Below are 16,253 nucleotides of genomic sequence, written 5' to 3'. Positions count from 1 at the left end.
ATGATAGCTAAGGTAATTGTTGATATACCTTCCAAGAGCGTTGACTTTACATTCGACTATATAATTCCTACGAGATTACAGTCAATGGTTCAAGTAGGTATGCGAGTTATTGTTCCATTTGGGTCAAGAACCATTCAAGGTTATGTTATGCAAGTCACTGATAAACCTGATGGCAATATAGATATCGCAAAATTAAAGGAAATTAAAGAAATACAAGATATCAAACCAGAATTAACAGAAGAACTAATCCAATTAACTGAATGGTATAATAATTACTTCGTTACTAAACGAATTTCAATGTTAGAAGTAATGTTGCCAAGCGCTATAAAGGCAAAATATACAAAAGTTTTTTCAATTGTAGATGCTGATGCTGTTCCTGAATCGCTTAAAGTTAAGTTTGATAAGGGTGGCCAATATCCTTATAAAGAAGCTCAATATAATGATGATTTAGGCCAAATAGTACCATTGCTCAAAAAAGGTATAGTATCTGAAATGACACTTTTATCTCAAAATGTTAGCAAAAAGAAACAACGCGCCGTTAGCATTATTGAGGGTTTCGACTATGAGAGCGTCTTAGATTCATTGGAAAAATCTAAAAAACAGTACGAGCTCTATGCTTATTTGTTAGATGAGCGTCATCATACGGTATTATTAAAAGATTTAGAAGATATGGGTTTTTCTAAATCGAGTATTGATACTTTAATGCGTAAAGGTTTTGTAGAAAAATATGATGCCATTGTTGAACGTGATCCCTTTGAAACACGTGTTTTTGAACAAGATCAAAAACAACAACTCACAGGTGACCAACAAGAGGCGTATAAATCTATACTTGAAAGTATTCAGGCACACCAGCAACGTACTTATTTACTTCATGGTGTTACTGGATCTGGAAAGACAGAAGTTTATTTACAAACAATTGAAGAAGTATTGAAATTAGGAAGACAAGCGATGATGCTAGTACCAGAAATTGCGCTGACACCTCAAATGGTCTTAAGATTTAAACGAAGATTCGGTGACGAAGTAGCAGTATTACATTCTGGTTTGTCCAAGGGTGAACGTTATGATGAATGGCAAAAAATTAGAGACGGTAAAGCGAGCGTAAGTGTAGGTGCAAGGTCAAGCGTTTTCGCTCCCTTTAAAAACTTAGGGATGATTATAATTGATGAAGAACATGAGTCTTCCTACAAACAAGAAGATTATCCTAGGTACCAGGCTAGGGACATAGCACAATGGCGAAGTCAGTACCATAAATGTCCATTAATTCTAGGGAGTGCAACACCAAGTCTTGAAACTTATGCAAGAGCAGAAAAAGGTGTTTATGAATTGTTATCATTACCCAGTAGGGTCAATCAACAAGCATTGCCAGAAATTGAAATTGTCGATATGAGGGCTGAACTTAGCTCAGGTAACCGTTCGATGTTTTCTGAACAATTACGCAAATCTATACAACAAAGATTAGATAAAAACGAACAAATCGTGCTATTCTTAAATCGAAGAGGGTATGCTTCATTTATGTTATGCAGGGATTGTGGTCACGTGCCACAATGTCCAAACTGTGATATATCGCTTACTTATCATAAATCAACAGATCAACTCAAATGTCATTATTGTGGACATCAAGAAGTGCCTCCCAATAAATGCCCGAATTGTGAAAGTGAGCATATTAGACAAGTAGGTACAGGCACACAACGAGTTGAAGAGTTATTACAAGAAGCATTCCAGGAAGCACGTATTATACGTATGGATGTGGATACAACTTCAAGAAAAGGCGCACATGAAAAACTTTTAGATGATTTTGGAGCAGGTAAAGGAGATATCTTGCTTGGTACACAAATGATTGCTAAGGGCTTAGATTTCCCCAATATTACATTAGTAGGCGTTTTAAATGCTGATACTATGTTAAATCTTCCGGATTTTAGAGCTAGTGAAAGAACGTATCAGTTATTAACTCAAGTTTCTGGTCGAGCTGGTAGACATGAAAAAGAAGGGGAAGTTATCATCCAAACATATAATCCAGAACATTATGCTATTAAAGACGTTCAAGCTAACGATTATATGGCTTTTTTTAATAAGGAAATGAATTATCGTAAAATGGGTAAATATCCTCCTTATTTCTTTTTAATCAACTTTACGATTGCGCATAAAGAGATGAAAAAAGTTATGGAAGCATCGAAACATATTCATAAAATTTTGTTACAACATTTAACGGATAAAGCATTAGTACTTGGTCCATCGCCGGCAGCTTTATCTCGTATCAATAATGAATACCGTTTTCAAATTTTAGTAAAATATAAAAGTGAACCCGCATTACATGAGGCACTAAAATATTTAGACGATTATTATCATGATCAATACTTAAAAGAGAAATTATCCTTAAAGATAGATATAAATCCACAGATGATGATGTGATTTTGTATTAGAAAAGGCTTGATTTCAATATTTAAAAGGGTTTTATAGGTTGTTCAAAATTAACTAAGGTCAGAAAAAGGGCAGATAGATTAACTTGGAATATTTTCAAATTTCTAGGTTAACTGTTTGTCCATTTTTCTGTTAAATGCGTGTATATTTGAATAGTAGTTTTTTCGTCAGTATGACCAACTCTTTTCATGTTTAATCCAATGAATTGTTCCGTTTATATTTATTGTTTTATTTTGAAAATCGATATCTTTTGCTTGTAATGCTTGTGGTTCTATTAAGTTAGCTATAAATGAATTCAACCTCTTGTCCATATGTTTTTTAGTTAATATAAATTCACGTATTTTTAACACTTGAATCATTTCAAGATAGTTATATATTTTTTTCTTCTTTTTCAATATCTTCTAGAGTTTTAGCTTTCTTAAGTACTTCTACATCATTTAACATATGCTTATTAGTGTATCTATAAAATTTCGTTGCATATGCTAAAGCTTTTTTCATATCATTAAGTTGTCGTATAACTTGGTTTTCTGAATAAATTTTAGATAATGTATTGATTAGTTTTTGGACGTGTTTTACATCTAGCTTTGAAACTAGTGTAGATTCATCTATATTTCTCTTTAAAACCAGGCCTATTTTTATGATATGTAAACCATTGGTCTAATAAATTATGAATCGTTAATTCCTCTAATTTATTATTGTGATTATCAGTAATCTTATTTTTTATCCTATCATCTAATTGGAATAAAGATTCTTTCTGAGAAATTTTAGTATCTTTGTTCATTACAACACATACTCTGCGTCATTTATCCGTGTATAAGTCTTTATACTTCTTATATAAGCGGTATTTAGTTTTGCCTGCTTTATCTTTAAATTGTTCTGACCACATAATGTATTCCTCCTTACATTTAGAACGTAAGTTCAATATAAAGATTAGAAAATAAATAGGGCAGTAGGAACTGCCCAAAAAACATTATTCTATTTGTCTAGTTTAAGTAGATTCTTGCATGATGCATAGTGATTGTTTACTTAATTCACGCATCTTTCTAATTCTGCAGTATATTGTTGTTATTGTGTGTTTGCAGTTTTAGTAGTTATGCCTGATTTTACATCATAATCTACAGTATTAAGTTTATTAATCTTTATTTTTTTAGTACCTAATTCTTTCTTATCGCTATCTTTTGTAGCTTTCAAAGTTACATCACCATTATCTTGTAATTTATAAGCGACTATTCCTTTGGCACTTTTTCCTTTTTTGATTTTATCTTCTGAATGTTTATCCCAATTTTCAAATATACCTGTATTTGGCGTAGGTCCTAGTTTTAATTGCTTGATTGTATCTTGTTTTTTTTGTTCTACTTTCATATTAGATAACCATACATTTTGAGCAGTAATTTCATTTGTATTTGTGTTATTTTCAACTTCATATTTAAAAGCTAAAAACTTGTCGCCAGTATTAAGTTCATTAATTAAAAATGTGTCTTTGATTTTTAAAGCTACACCATCGATAGTTAAAGTGTCATTTTTAAATTGTGATTTATCTGCGTCTACAGATTCTTTTTTATTCTCTTTACTATTGTTGTTACTATTTCCACATGCTCCTAACACTAATGTACTTGCCAATAATAAACCTAAAACCTTTTTCATTTTACATACTCCTTTATTTTAATTTTTTATATTTAAACACACGTAATGGCTCAAACTGAATTAAGTAATCCTCATACAATGTGGATAAACCATATCTCATATTATAATTGGTAATACATTGTTGTGCAAAATATTATCAATCCTCAAAAAAATAGCCATCTCTTAATAAGTTATGGCAGTTATATTTATAAGCTTATAATAATATCATGTGGTAAGCCCATTTCGAAATATTTTTTAGCACCATTTGGGTATTTAATTGAAGAGTATCAAACCGCATTTCATTAGTAGATAATTTAGAATATGTAAGTAAGAAAATATCATCTTTATCTATATTCTTCTCTATGTACTTGTTTTTTGTATAATTTGCTTCATAAAATTAAAATATTTATAAAACATGTAAGGAATATATAATTTAATAATATTTATAAAAAATAATCAATTTTAACTTTGCATTTAATGATAAATGGAGTTATATTAAAGAGTAAGGAGTCCTACTTAAATTGCTAACAAGTTGAAATAAGCTTGTAGTAAAAAGAAGTAAAGTTTACTGTTCGGTGTTGAAGTTGATTTTTAAAATGGATGTTTAAGGAGTTGTGCATATGAGTTTGATTAGCAATAGAGAAGCGGTTGGCTTAAGCGTAGTGGAATTATCAAATCGTATTACATCATTATATAATATTTCACTTAGCCCTGAAATGATTGAATTGATAGAGGAGAAAAAAGCGAAATTAAATTATCAAGATGCGCAAATATTAGCAGAATTTTTTAATACAACTTCAGAAGATGTATTTTAGATAAACAATATTAGATAGTTCTAAATAGAATATTGTATATATAACTATTTGAATGTATTTAGAATCAAGGGGGTAAATGCTTATGAAATATAACGAATTCAACCAACCTATTGGAGAGCAAGTAGATGGTTTTCAAGTACCTATTGTGCCGAACGCCTTATCGATAGAAGGTCGATATTGTCGATTAGAAAAGTTGAAACCAAAACATAGTGAAGGCTTATATACCCATTTTGGAACGGTTGAGGATTTACCTAATTGGACTTATTTGCCTGATGAGCAACCTCAAGATATAGAAGCGTTTAAAGTATACTTAAATAAAAAAGTTGAATCTAAAGATCCATATTTTTTTGCGATTGTTGATAGACAAACAGGGCAAGCAGTGGGTATTGTTGCTTTGCTTAGGATTGATCAGTCAAATGGTTCCATTGAAGTTGGGCATATTCATTATGCCAATATTTTAAAAAGAACACGTATTGCGACTGAAGTTCAATTTTTACTAGCTAATTATATCTTCGAAACATTAGGCTATAGAAGATATGAATGGAAATGTGATGTACATAATGAATATTCTATCAAAGCTGCAAAACGTTTAGGTTTTAAATATGAAGGCATCTTTCGAAATCATAAAGTCTATAAAGGACGCAATCGAGACACTTGTTGGTTGTCTATCATTGATAGCGAATGGCCGAAGCTTAAACAAGAATATGAAAAATGGTTAGATGAAAAGAATTTTGATGAATTTGGTAATCAAAATTATCGTTTATCTATCTAATATGAAAATGAATCAATTTTTAAGGAATGATTTTATTAAATTGTGATAAAATCATTCCTTTTTTATATTGAAAATAATAGTAACAAAATAACTTAATGCTCGCATTGAAAAGGGATACAACAATACAAATATATACGATATATTAAAACCCTAAATTTGAATGTATGATGCAATTTCAATTAAAATAAGTTATAATGATGTGATGAATTTTTATGAGGAGATATAACTATGACAATTAAACAGCTTGTAACAAGCAAACACCCTATACTTAAAAAGACGATATCAAGCGTGACTCAATTTGATAAACGATTAGAGCAATTGTTGTTAGATTTAGAAGATACGATGTATGATGTTGAAGCATCTGCAATTTGTGCACCTCAAATAGGTATTGAACAAAAAGTAGCTATTATAGATATGGAAATAGATGGTTTGTTACAACTGATTAATCCTCAATTAGTAAGTGAATCTGAAGAAAAAGTAACAGATTTAGAAGGTTCTATTAGTATGCCCAATGTATTCGCTGAAGTAACTAGAAGTAAAATGATTGTGGTTAAAAGTAACGATAAGCATGGTAATGAAGTAGAAATGACAGCACACGATGATATTGCTAGAATGATTTTACATATGATTGATCATTTTGATGGCATATTATTTACAGAGCGTGCAGTGCGTATTTTAGACGAAGCTGAGATGGAGGCGTATTTTGACAATGAGTAAAATTATCTTTATGGGAACACCTGATTTTTCAACAAAAGTATTAGAAATGTTAATTGCTGAACATAATGTGATTGCTGTAGTAACACAACCAGACAGACCAGTAGGTAGAAAGAGAACATTAACACCACCGCCAGTTAAAGAAGTGGCAGTAAAACATGGATTACCAGTATATCAACCGGAAAAATTAGCTCAATCTGAAGATTTAGAGAAACTTATTGCTTTAGATGCAGATTTAATTGTCACAGCAGCTTTCGGACAAATTTTACCAGAATCATTATTAAATGCTCCTAAGTTAGGTGCAATCAATGTACATGCGTCATTATTACCAAAATACAGAGGTGGAGCACCGATACATCAAGCTATTATAGATGGTCAAAAAGAAACAGGCATTTCTATTATGTATATGGTTAAAAAATTAGATGCAGGAGATATTATCTCTCAACGTGCAATTGCAATAGAAGACCAAGATGATGTTGGGTCAATGCATGATAAATTAAGTTTCTTAGGTGCAGATTTATTAAAAGAGACACTACCTTCAATTATAAATGGTACGAATCAGCGTATAGAACAAAAAGAAGACGAGGCAACATTCGCATCAAACATTAGCCGTGATCAAGAAAAAATAGATTGGTCTAAGTCAGCAGAAGCAATATACAACCATATAAGAGGTCTTTCACCATGGCCAGTCGCATATACAAAAATGGATGATGGTAACTTAAAAGTATATGCTAGTCGTATTGAACAAGGAAAGACAGGTGAACCTGGAACAATTATAGAAACAACAAAAAAAGCAATTATTGTTGCTACAGGTTCTGGCGATGCTATCGCATTAACAGATATACAAGTTGCAGGTAAAAAACGTATGTTAACTGCAAACTATTTAAGCGGAGTACAAACTGCGCTTGTTGGGAAGGTACTATCATGACAATAGATACAAATGTAAGGTTATTAGCCTTTGAAACAATCCAAGATATTATAAATGATAAAGCTTACAGTAATATTATTATTAACGAAGTATTATCAAATAATGAATTAAACAGAGCAGACAAAAGTTTGTTTACAGAACTTGTATATGGCACGTTAAAAAGAAAATATACATTAGATTATTTGTTAAAACCATTTGTACAGACAAAACTTAAAGGCTGGGTAAGACAATTACTTTGGATGAGTATTTACCAATATGCGTACTTAGATAAAATACCTGAACATGCTATCATCCACGAAGCGGTGGAAATCGCTAAATACAAAGGCGGACCACATAATGGAAACGTAGTTAATGGTATTTTAAGAAATATGATGCGCAGTGAGTTACCAGACTTCACGGAAATTACAGATAATAAAAAGAGAATTGCTATTGAATATAGCTTACCTAAATGGTTAGTGGATCATTGGGTTACACATTTTGGCTTAGAAAAGACAGAAGAGATTGCGCAATCTTTCTTAGATAAAGTGTCAACAACTGTGCGTGTAAATCTAACAAGAATTACTGTTGATGAAGCAATTAGAAGATTAACAGATGATGATTATATAGTAGAACTAGATAAAGAAATTGATACTTGCCTACATATTAGTGGAAAGCCAATTATTGAATCAAGATTATTTAAAGATGGACTCGTGTCAATTCAGGATAAAAGTTCGATGTTTGTTGGTGAGGTTATGTCATTAACAGAGGGCGATAAAGTACTTGACGCATGTAGTGCGCCAGGTGGTAAAGCCTGTCATATCGCTGAAATATTAAATGGTACAGGTCATGTTGATGCGACAGATATCCACGAACATAAAATTGATTTAATTGATTTCAATATCAAAAAATTACGATTATCTAACATTTCTGCTTTTGAACACGATGCAACTGAAAAATATGATAAAGTGTATGATAAGATTTTAGTCGATGCACCATGTAGCGGATTAGGTGTGTTAAGACATAAACCTGAAATTAAATACGAGCAATCACAACATTCAATTCAATCATTAGTTGAAATCCAATTAGAAATTTTGAATAATGTGAAAGATAGTGTGAAACCAGGTGGCACGATTATTTATTCAACATGTACGATTGAACAAATGGAGAATGAAAACGTAATATATACGTTCTTAAAAGCAAATAGTGATTTTGAATTCGATGCTTTTGAACACCCAATAACTGGAGAAAAAGTGAAGACAATGCAAGTTTTACCTCAAGATTTCAACTCTGATGGCTTTTTCATTACTAGGATAAAAAGAAAGGAAACGTAATAAATGATAACTACAGAAAAGAAAAAAAAGAATAAGTTTCTTCCCGATTTTGAAAAGCAATCAATTTATTCACTGAGATACGATGAGATGCAAGAATGGTTAGTTAGTAATGGCCAACAAAAATTCAGAGCAAAACAGATTTTTGAATGGTTATATGAAAAACGTATAAATAGTATTGATGAAATGTCAAATTTATCAAAAGAGTTACGTGAAGTTTTAAAGAATAGTTTTACTATGACTACAATGACTACAGTAGTCAAACAAGAAAGTAAAGATGGTACAATCAAGTTTCTTTTCGAACTACAAGATGGTTACACGATTGAAACGGTATTGATGAGGCATGAATATGGTAATTCAGTATGTGTAACTACACAAGTTGGTTGTCGTATTGGTTGTACGTTCTGTGCTTCTACATTAGGTGGCTTAAAGCGCAACTTAGAAGCGGGGGAAATCGTTTCACAAGTATTGACAGTACAAAAGGCATTAGACGAAACAGAAGAACGTGTATCTCAAATTGTAATTATGGGTATCGGCGAACCATTTGAAAATTATGATGAAATGATGGATTTCTTGAAAATTGTTAATGACGATAATGGTTTAAATATTGGTGCACGTCATATTACAGTTTCTACATCAGGTATTATTCCACGAATTTATGATTTTGCTGATGAAGATATTCAAATTAACTTTGCAGTTAGCTTGCATGGTGCAAACGATGAAGTTCGTTCACGATTGATGCCAATTAATAGAGCTTATAACGTTGAAAAATTAATGGAAGCAATTAATTATTATCAAGAGAAAACAAATAGACGTATTACCTTTGAGTATGGTTTATTTGGTGGCGTGAATGACCAAGTAGAACATGCTAGAGAACTTGCGCATTTAATACAGAAATTAAATTGCCATGTTAATCTAATTCCAGTAAACCACGTACCGGAAAGAAATTATGTTAAGACTCCAAAAGAAGATATCTTTAAGTTCGAAAAAGAGTTAAAACGATTAGGTATCAACGCAACAATTAGACGTGAACAAGGTGCAGATATCGATGCTGCATGTGGACAACTAAGAGCTAAGGAACGAAAAGTAGAAACGAGGTAGAGACATGCTAAATGCACAATTTTTTACTGACACAGGACAATATCGTGATAAAAACGAAGATGCTGGTGGCGTTTTTTACAATCGTACAGAACAACAATTATTAGTACTTTGTGATGGCATGGGTGGTCATTTAGCGGGTGAAGTAGCTAGCCAATTTGTAACAAAAGAGTTACAGCAAAGATTTGAAGAAGAAAATTTAATAGAGGCAAATCAAGCTGAAACTTGGTTGAAGACAACCTTAAAAGCTATTAACCGTGAACTTTATGACAAATCAGTAGAAAACCCAGAATATCAAGGTATGGGTACAACTTGTGTTTGTGCTTTAGTATTTGATAACTATGTGGTCGTTGCAAATATTGGAGATTCACGGGCCTATTTAGTAAATAGTAGGGAGATTGAGCAAATTACAAATGATCATTCTTTTGTAAATCACCTTGTTATGATTGGACAAATCACTGCTGAAGAAGCTTATACGCATCCCCAACGTAATATCATTACAAAAGTAATGGGTACAGATAGATTGGTGACACCGGATATTTTTGTAAAAAAGACAAAGTTTTATGACTATCTCATGTTGAACTCTGATGGTTTAACAGATTTCGTGCGTAATCATAAAATTCAAGAAGCATTGCTACAAGACAACGAATTAGAAACACAAGGTCAATATTTGATTGAACTTGCATTAACAGAAGGTACGAATGATAATGTAAGTTTAGTGTTGGCTGAGGTTGAAGGTGATAAGGTATGATAGGCAAAATAATTAATGAACGTTACAAAGTTACTAAAAAGCTTGGTGGCGGTGGAATGAGTAGAGTCTATCTTGCTGAAGACTCGATTCTGAAACGAAGTGTCGCAATTAAAGCTATTAGAATTCCAGCAGGCGAAAAAGAAGAAGCAATCAAAAGATTTGAGCGAGAAGTACATAATTTAACGCAATTATCCCATGATAATATAGTTAACGTTTTTGATGTTACAGAAGATGATGAAAATTTCTATTTAGTTATGGAATATATTGAAGGTTTAACATTATCTGAATACATTCAAAAGAATCAGCCGCTAGATGTGGATACAATATTAAATTTTATAAATCAAATCATCAATGGTATTAAACACGCTCACGATACAAAAATTGTGCATAGAGATATTAAACCACAAAATATTTTGGTGGATAAAAATCAAACATTAAAAATATTGGATTTTGGTATAGCTAAAGCATTAAGTGAAACAACAATGACAGAAACAAATCATGTATTGGGTACTGTCCAATATCTGTCTCCAGAACAAGCACGTGGAGATATTACAGATAATGGCACAGATATCTATTCAATGGGTGTTGTATTATATGAAATGCTTATTGGTAAACCGCCATTTTCTGGAGAAACAGCTGTCAGTATTGCAATAAAGCATATTCAAGATCCTATGCCAAATGTAACTGATGAACGTTCAGATATACGTCAAGCTTTGAGCAATGTTGTACTAAAAGCAACTGAAAAAGACAAGATGGAGCGTTACCAATCAGTAAGAGAAATGCAAAATGATTTAGAAACTGTTATGTCAGATGAACGTGCATCAGAAGAGCGATATCAATCTTCTATCACTAATACTAAAACAGTACCGATAAATAAATCAGAAATTGCAAACCAGACACGTGAGGAAGACAAAGGTAAAAGTATTAGTGAGACAATGCAAATTCCTATTGTCAATCAACAACAATTTCAATCCAGTGAAGAACATATCTATGCAGTTCCTAGAAAGAAACGTTCTAAGAAAAAGAAATTTTTATATACTTTAATTATTGTTTTATTATTATTTGGTCTATTTGGCTTTATGGCTATGGGGATGTTTGGTAATAAATATTTAGAAGCACCAGACTTAACTGGAAAAACTGAAAAAGAAGCTGACCATATTTTAAAAGAAAATAAATTACAAATGGGTAAAACTACTCGAGAGTATAGTGATAAATATCCTGAAAATAAAATAATAAAAACGAACCCTGAAAAAGGTGAACGACTAGAACAAAACAGTAAAGTTGATATTGTGATGTCTAAAGGGCCACAATTAGCTGAAATGCCAAGTTTATATGGTATGTCAAAATCTGAAGCAATCAACAAACTAGAAGATTTAGGTATAAAAGATACCAAAGTTAAACAGTCTTATAGCAAACAAAATGTAGCTAAAGGTTTAATTGAATCACAAAACATTTCACCTGGTGATAAAGTAAAAGTGAATAATAGTAATATTGAATTAATTGAGTCACTAGGCATCAAACAAGTTTATGTTGATGATTATGAAAATAAATCTTTTAAAACTGCTAAAGAAGAGCTAGAATCTAAAGGATTTAAGGTAGAAGTTTCAGAAGAAAAAAATGATGATAAAGTTAAAAAAGATGATGTTATTAGCCAGTCACCAAAAGGTGAGGAAGTAGATGAAGGTTCTACGATATCATTTGTCGTGTCTAAAGGTAAGGAAGAGTCTAAAGACGAATCTAAGGATGACGCTAAGGACAAAGATGACAAAGATAAAGACGATTCTAAAGATGATGAAGCTGCAACGAAAGAGTATACTGAAACATACCAAGTGCAATATACTGGTGATGATGATGAAAGTCAAGAAGTGAAAGTATATATTAGAGATAAAGATGACCAAGGGTCATCAGCAGCACAGACATATAAGATTAAGGAAAACAAGACTATTAAAATACCAATGACAATTGAAAAAGGTAAGACGGCTGGTTTTACTGTTCGTGTTGATGATAAGGTTGTTGCTGATAAAGACATACCTTATGACTTTTAGCGACACTTAACGAGAAAACGAGTTTAGTGTCGCTTATGCAAGATCAAAGATCTTGCGAACCAAACATGACGAGAAAACGAGTTTAGTGTCGCTTATGCAAGATCAAAGATCTAGCGAACCAAACATGACGAGAAAACGAGTTTAGTGTCGCTTATGCAAGAGCAAAGATCTTGCGAACCAAACATAACGAGAAAACGAGTTTAGTGTCGCTTATGCAAGATCAAAGATCTTGCGAACCAAACATGATGAGAAAACGAGTTTAGTGTCGCTTATGCAAGAGCAAAGATCTTGCGAACCAAACATGATGAGAAAACGAGTTTAGTGTCGCTTATGCAAGATCAAAGATCTTGCGAACCAAACATGATGAGAAAACGAGTTTAGTGTCGCTTATGCAAGAGCAAAGATCTTGCGAACCAAACGTGAGGAGAAAACGAGTTTAGTGTCGCTTATGCAAGAGCAAAGATCTAGCGAACCAAACATGACGAGTAAACGAGTATAGTGTCGCTAACAAATTTAACGCCAATGTAATCATTTAATTGACTACATTGGTGTTTTGTATATCAATTAAAGTGAATTATGGAGATGGTATAAGCCTTTAAAGTAAATTTTTATACTAATCACTAATTTTTTATTCAAAATAAACTTAAATCATATTTAATTTAAAAAGGCTTTGCTATAATGTAAAGAGTAAAAGTAATTATAAGAGAGGTGCCTAAGTGAAGACAGGACGCATCATAAAATCAATTAGTGGCGTATATCGTGTAGATGTAGATGGCGAAATGTATGACACCAAGCCGCGAGGGCTATTTAGAAAAAATAAATTTTCTCCCATCGTCGGCGATGTAGTGGATTTTGAAGTTGAAAATGTAACAGAGGGTTATATTCAACATGTGCATGAAAGAAAAAATGAAATTAAAAGACCACCTGTAAGTAATGTTGATCATCTTATTTTAGTAATGAGTGCAGTAGAACCAGATTTTTCTACACAATTACTAGATCGTTTTTTAGTTATCGCACACTCATATCACATGCGTCCACGCATACTTATAACTAAAAAAGATTTAACTTCAATTGAAATGCAACAAAAGGTAACAAAGATATTAAACATATACGAAGACATGGGTTATAAGACTCAATTCATTAGTATCAACGATGAAATCGAAAATATTTTTGCACAATGGGGGGATGGATTAGCTGTATTAAGCGGTCAATCTGGTGTTGGAAAATCTACGTTGTTGAACAAATATTTTCCTGATTTAGATATTGAGACACAGCATATTTCAAAAGCACTTAATCGCGGTCGTCATACTACTAGACATGTAGAACTTTTTGAAAGAACACATGGATATATTGCAGATACACCAGGGTTTAGTGCATTAGATTTTGACCATATTCAAAAAGACGAACTGAAAAATTATTTTATGGAAATTCATGAGTATGGTGAGTCATGTAAATTCAGAGATTGTAATCATATTAATGAACCTAAGTGTAATGTCAAATTTAAAGTAGAACAAGGCGATATTACTCAATTTAGATATGATCATTATGTTCAACTATTTAATGAGATTGCAAATAGAAAGGAAAGATATTAATTGGCAAAACTTTATCCATCTTTATTATCAGCAGATTTTTTAAATTTACAACAGGAATTAAAGGCTTTAGAGGAAGCTGGAGTAGATGGTGTACATTTTGATGTTATGGATGGTCAATTTGTGCCCAATATTTCAATTGGTATTCCAATTTTAGATGCAGTTAGAGCGGGAACAGATTTACCTATTGATGTACATTTAATGATTGAAGAACCAGAAAAGTATGTAGAACTTTTTGCGGCACATGGAGCAGACATGATTTCAGTTCATGTAGAGGCTACACCACATATTCATCGCGTGATAGAACAAATTAAGAACGCAAATGTAAAGGCTGGTGTGGTGATAAACCCAGGAACACCAGTAGATGCAATTCTACCTATTATAAAAGTGATAGATTATGTATTAGTGATGACTGTGAATCCTGGTTTTGGGGGACAATCATTTATTATAGATACAGTTGATAAACTAGATCAGCTATCTGAAGTTAAACAAAGGTTGAATTTAGATTTTAATATAGAAGTTGATGGTGGTATTAATGATAAGACAGTCCAAACCGTGATTGAGCATGGCGCAAATATGTTAGTTGCTGGGTCATACTTCTTCAAACAAAATGATTATAAGTCAGTTACTAAAACATTGAAAGGTTGACGTTAATGAAAGCCAATTTATTATGTGGTAATCGAAATTTACCTAAAGATATACTGGTTGATAGTGCTGATGCCGATTGGATTGGCATAGATAGAGGTACATTAATTTTGTTGGAATCCGGTATCACACCGCAATTTGCAGTTGGTGATTTTGATTCAATTACACAAGAAGAAAAATCATTTATAGAGCAACAAATTGAAATAAATCCCTATAATTCAGAAAAAGATGATACAGATTTAGCATTAGGGATAGATCAAGCGGTACAGAGTGGGTATAAGGAAATACACGTGTTTGGTGCTACAGGTGGTAGATTAGATCATTTTTTGGGAGCTTTACAAATCTTGGAGAAACCCGAATATGTAGAAAATGGTATAGTTATAAAATTGATTGATCAATCAAATGAAGTTCAACTTTTAAAACGGGGATTATTTCATATTGAAGTGAATGACTTTTACCCATATATTTCATTTATTCCTGTTTCGTATCCAACAATCATCACATTAAAGTATTTTAAATATAACCTTTATAAAGAGACGCTTAAACAGGGATCAACGTTAACTATTTCTAATGAGATTGAATCCTCACACGGAGAAGTTGAGTTGATTAAAGGGAACGTATTGATGATACGGAGTAGAGATTAATATCAATCGTCATGAGTTAAAAAAATTGTTCAAAAATAAAAAAAACCAATCCTCCACATAAGGATTGGTTTTTTCGTGCATTATATTTATTAAACTCTAGTTACTTTACCAGATTTTAAAGCACGTGCAGAAACCCAAACTTTTTTAGGTTTTCCGTCTACAAGAATTCTAACTTTTTGAAGGTTAGCATTCCATCTTCTTTTAGAAGAATTTAAAGCGTGTGAACGATTGTTTCCAGTTGAAGCTTTACGACCTGTTACGAAACATTGTTTGCCCATGAAAGTACCTCCTTTAATAAATATAAATACACGTATCTACTACATACCTGAATAATGTACCATAAATAGAAAAATATAGCAATATAATGAGAAATTTTTCTGATTTATATGACTTCTCCTTTTGTTAAAACTAAATTATGATATAATTGTAAACTGTGGATAAATATAGTATTTTATTATTAAACTCATCTTAAATAATTGTTTATTTACAGTTAGTTTCAGAACCATAAACTTTAGGAGGCAATTTTATGACGTTAGAAATCACAAATGATTATGGTAGCATAGATATTTCAAACGAAGTAATAGCATCAGTGGTGGGCAGTAAAGCAGTAGAATGTTATGGAATTGTAGGCATGGCTTCTAGACAACAAGTAAGAGACGGTATTGCCGAAATATTAGGGCATGAAAATTATTCTAAAGGCATTGTTGTAAGAGAAGACAATGGAGTGATTGATGTTGATATGTATACAATTGTTAGCTTCGGGACAAAAATATCAGAAGTTGCAAGTAATGTGCAATCAACTGTGAAATATACATTAGAACAAACATTAAAAGTAAAAGTAAACTCAATAAATATATTTGTACAAGGTGTGCGCGTCAATAATGGCACGAAGAACTAGGAGGAC

16 protein-coding genes are annotated in these 16,253 nt (G+C 32.1%); 13 read left to right on the top strand and 3 right to left on the bottom strand.

What is annotated here, in order from left to right:
• A complete protein-coding gene (gene priA, locus ACW5YJ_RS09935) occupies positions 1-2,409 on the top strand; it encodes a primosomal protein N' (RefSeq protein WP_017724244.1) in 2,409 nt (802 codons plus the stop codon).
• Positions 2,410-2,585: 176 nt separating this feature from the next.
• Here priA and ACW5YJ_RS09930 read toward each other — a convergent pair whose 3' ends face one another.
• Both ACW5YJ_RS09930 and ACW5YJ_RS09925 read right to left on the bottom strand, forming a co-directional pair.
• Positions 2,586-2,813: a hypothetical protein gene (locus tag ACW5YJ_RS09930; RefSeq protein WP_026113570.1), complete on the bottom strand. Its 228-nt coding sequence runs from the start codon at positions 2,811-2,813 to the stop codon at positions 2,586-2,588.
• A gap of 670 nt (positions 2,814-3,483) precedes the next feature.
• A complete protein-coding gene (locus ACW5YJ_RS09925) occupies positions 3,484-4,062 on the bottom strand; it encodes a DUF5067 domain-containing protein (RefSeq protein WP_457338129.1) in 579 nt (192 codons plus the stop codon).
• A gap of 599 nt (positions 4,063-4,661) precedes the next feature.
• Here ACW5YJ_RS09925 and ACW5YJ_RS09920 point away from each other — a divergent pair.
• The 11 genes from ACW5YJ_RS09920 (at position 4,662) to ACW5YJ_RS09870 (ending at position 15,349) form a co-directional block, all read left to right on the top strand.
• Entirely contained in the window at positions 4,662-4,856 is a 195-nt protein-coding gene (locus tag ACW5YJ_RS09920; RefSeq protein ID WP_017724246.1) for a hypothetical protein, read from the top strand.
• Positions 4,857-4,938: 82 nt separating this feature from the next.
• Positions 4,939-5,628, top strand: a complete 690-nt coding sequence (locus tag ACW5YJ_RS09915) for a GNAT family N-acetyltransferase (protein WP_457338128.1) — start codon at positions 4,939-4,941, stop codon at positions 5,626-5,628.
• A 228-nt stretch (positions 5,629-5,856) separates the two neighbouring features.
• On the top strand, positions 5,857-6,345 hold the full coding sequence (locus ACW5YJ_RS09910) for a peptide deformylase (protein ID WP_017724248.1): 489 nt from the start codon (positions 5,857-5,859) through the stop codon (positions 6,343-6,345).
• Positions 6,338-7,270, top strand: coding sequence for a methionyl-tRNA formyltransferase (gene fmt / locus ACW5YJ_RS09905; protein WP_026113572.1), 933 nt, complete (start codon positions 6,338-6,340; stop codon positions 7,268-7,270). Before ACW5YJ_RS09910 ends, fmt begins: the two co-directional genes overlap by 8 nt.
• Before the next feature lie 2 nt (positions 7,271-7,272).
• Complete coding sequence (rsmB, locus tag ACW5YJ_RS09900) at positions 7,273-8,580, top strand: 16S rRNA (cytosine(967)-C(5))-methyltransferase RsmB (RefSeq protein ID WP_230454294.1); 1,308 nt, start codon at positions 7,273-7,275, stop codon at positions 8,578-8,580.
• Positions 8,581-8,583: 3 nt separating this feature from the next.
• Entirely contained in the window at positions 8,584-9,678 is a 1,095-nt protein-coding gene (gene rlmN, locus ACW5YJ_RS09895; protein WP_017724251.1) for a dual-specificity RNA methyltransferase RlmN, read from the top strand.
• Between the two features lie 4 nt (positions 9,679-9,682).
• Positions 9,683-10,426 carry a Stp1/IreP family PP2C-type Ser/Thr phosphatase gene (locus ACW5YJ_RS09890; RefSeq protein WP_017724252.1) on the top strand — a complete coding sequence of 248 codons (744 nt, stop codon included), beginning with the start codon at positions 9,683-9,685 and terminating at the stop codon, positions 10,424-10,426.
• Complete coding sequence (pknB, locus tag ACW5YJ_RS09885) at positions 10,423-12,471, top strand: Stk1 family PASTA domain-containing Ser/Thr kinase (RefSeq protein ID WP_457338127.1); 2,049 nt, start codon at positions 10,423-10,425, stop codon at positions 12,469-12,471. Before ACW5YJ_RS09890 ends, pknB begins: the two co-directional genes overlap by 4 nt.
• Before the next feature lie 716 nt (positions 12,472-13,187).
• Positions 13,188-14,063: a ribosome small subunit-dependent GTPase A gene (rsgA, locus tag ACW5YJ_RS09880; RefSeq protein WP_107551777.1), complete on the top strand. Its 876-nt coding sequence runs from the start codon at positions 13,188-13,190 to the stop codon at positions 14,061-14,063.
• On the top strand, positions 14,064-14,708 hold the full coding sequence (gene rpe / locus ACW5YJ_RS09875; protein WP_017724255.1) for a ribulose-phosphate 3-epimerase: 645 nt from the start codon (positions 14,064-14,066) through the stop codon (positions 14,706-14,708).
• A 5-nt stretch (positions 14,709-14,713) separates the two neighbouring features.
• The gene (locus ACW5YJ_RS09870; RefSeq protein WP_107551775.1) at positions 14,714-15,349 is read left to right on the top strand and encodes a thiamine diphosphokinase; all 636 of its coding nucleotides are present in this window, start codon (positions 14,714-14,716) and stop codon (positions 15,347-15,349) included.
• Positions 15,350-15,438: 89 nt separating this feature from the next.
• Here ACW5YJ_RS09870 and rpmB read toward each other — a convergent pair whose 3' ends face one another.
• A complete protein-coding gene (rpmB, locus tag ACW5YJ_RS09865) occupies positions 15,439-15,627 on the bottom strand; it encodes a 50S ribosomal protein L28 (RefSeq protein WP_002483503.1) in 189 nt (62 codons plus the stop codon).
• 248 nt (positions 15,628-15,875) lie between these two features.
• On the opposite strand from rpmB, the gene ACW5YJ_RS09860 reads away from it, so the two are divergent.
• Positions 15,876-16,247 (top strand): Asp23/Gls24 family envelope stress response protein, encoded by a 372-nt coding sequence (locus ACW5YJ_RS09860; protein ID WP_017724257.1) that lies wholly within the window; start codon positions 15,876-15,878, stop codon positions 16,245-16,247.
• Positions 16,248-16,253 lie beyond the last annotated feature (6 nt).

Source organism: Staphylococcus sp. mip270_02, from assembly GCF_054031535.1.
This window is presented reverse-complemented; position numbering and strand designations above follow the sequence as displayed.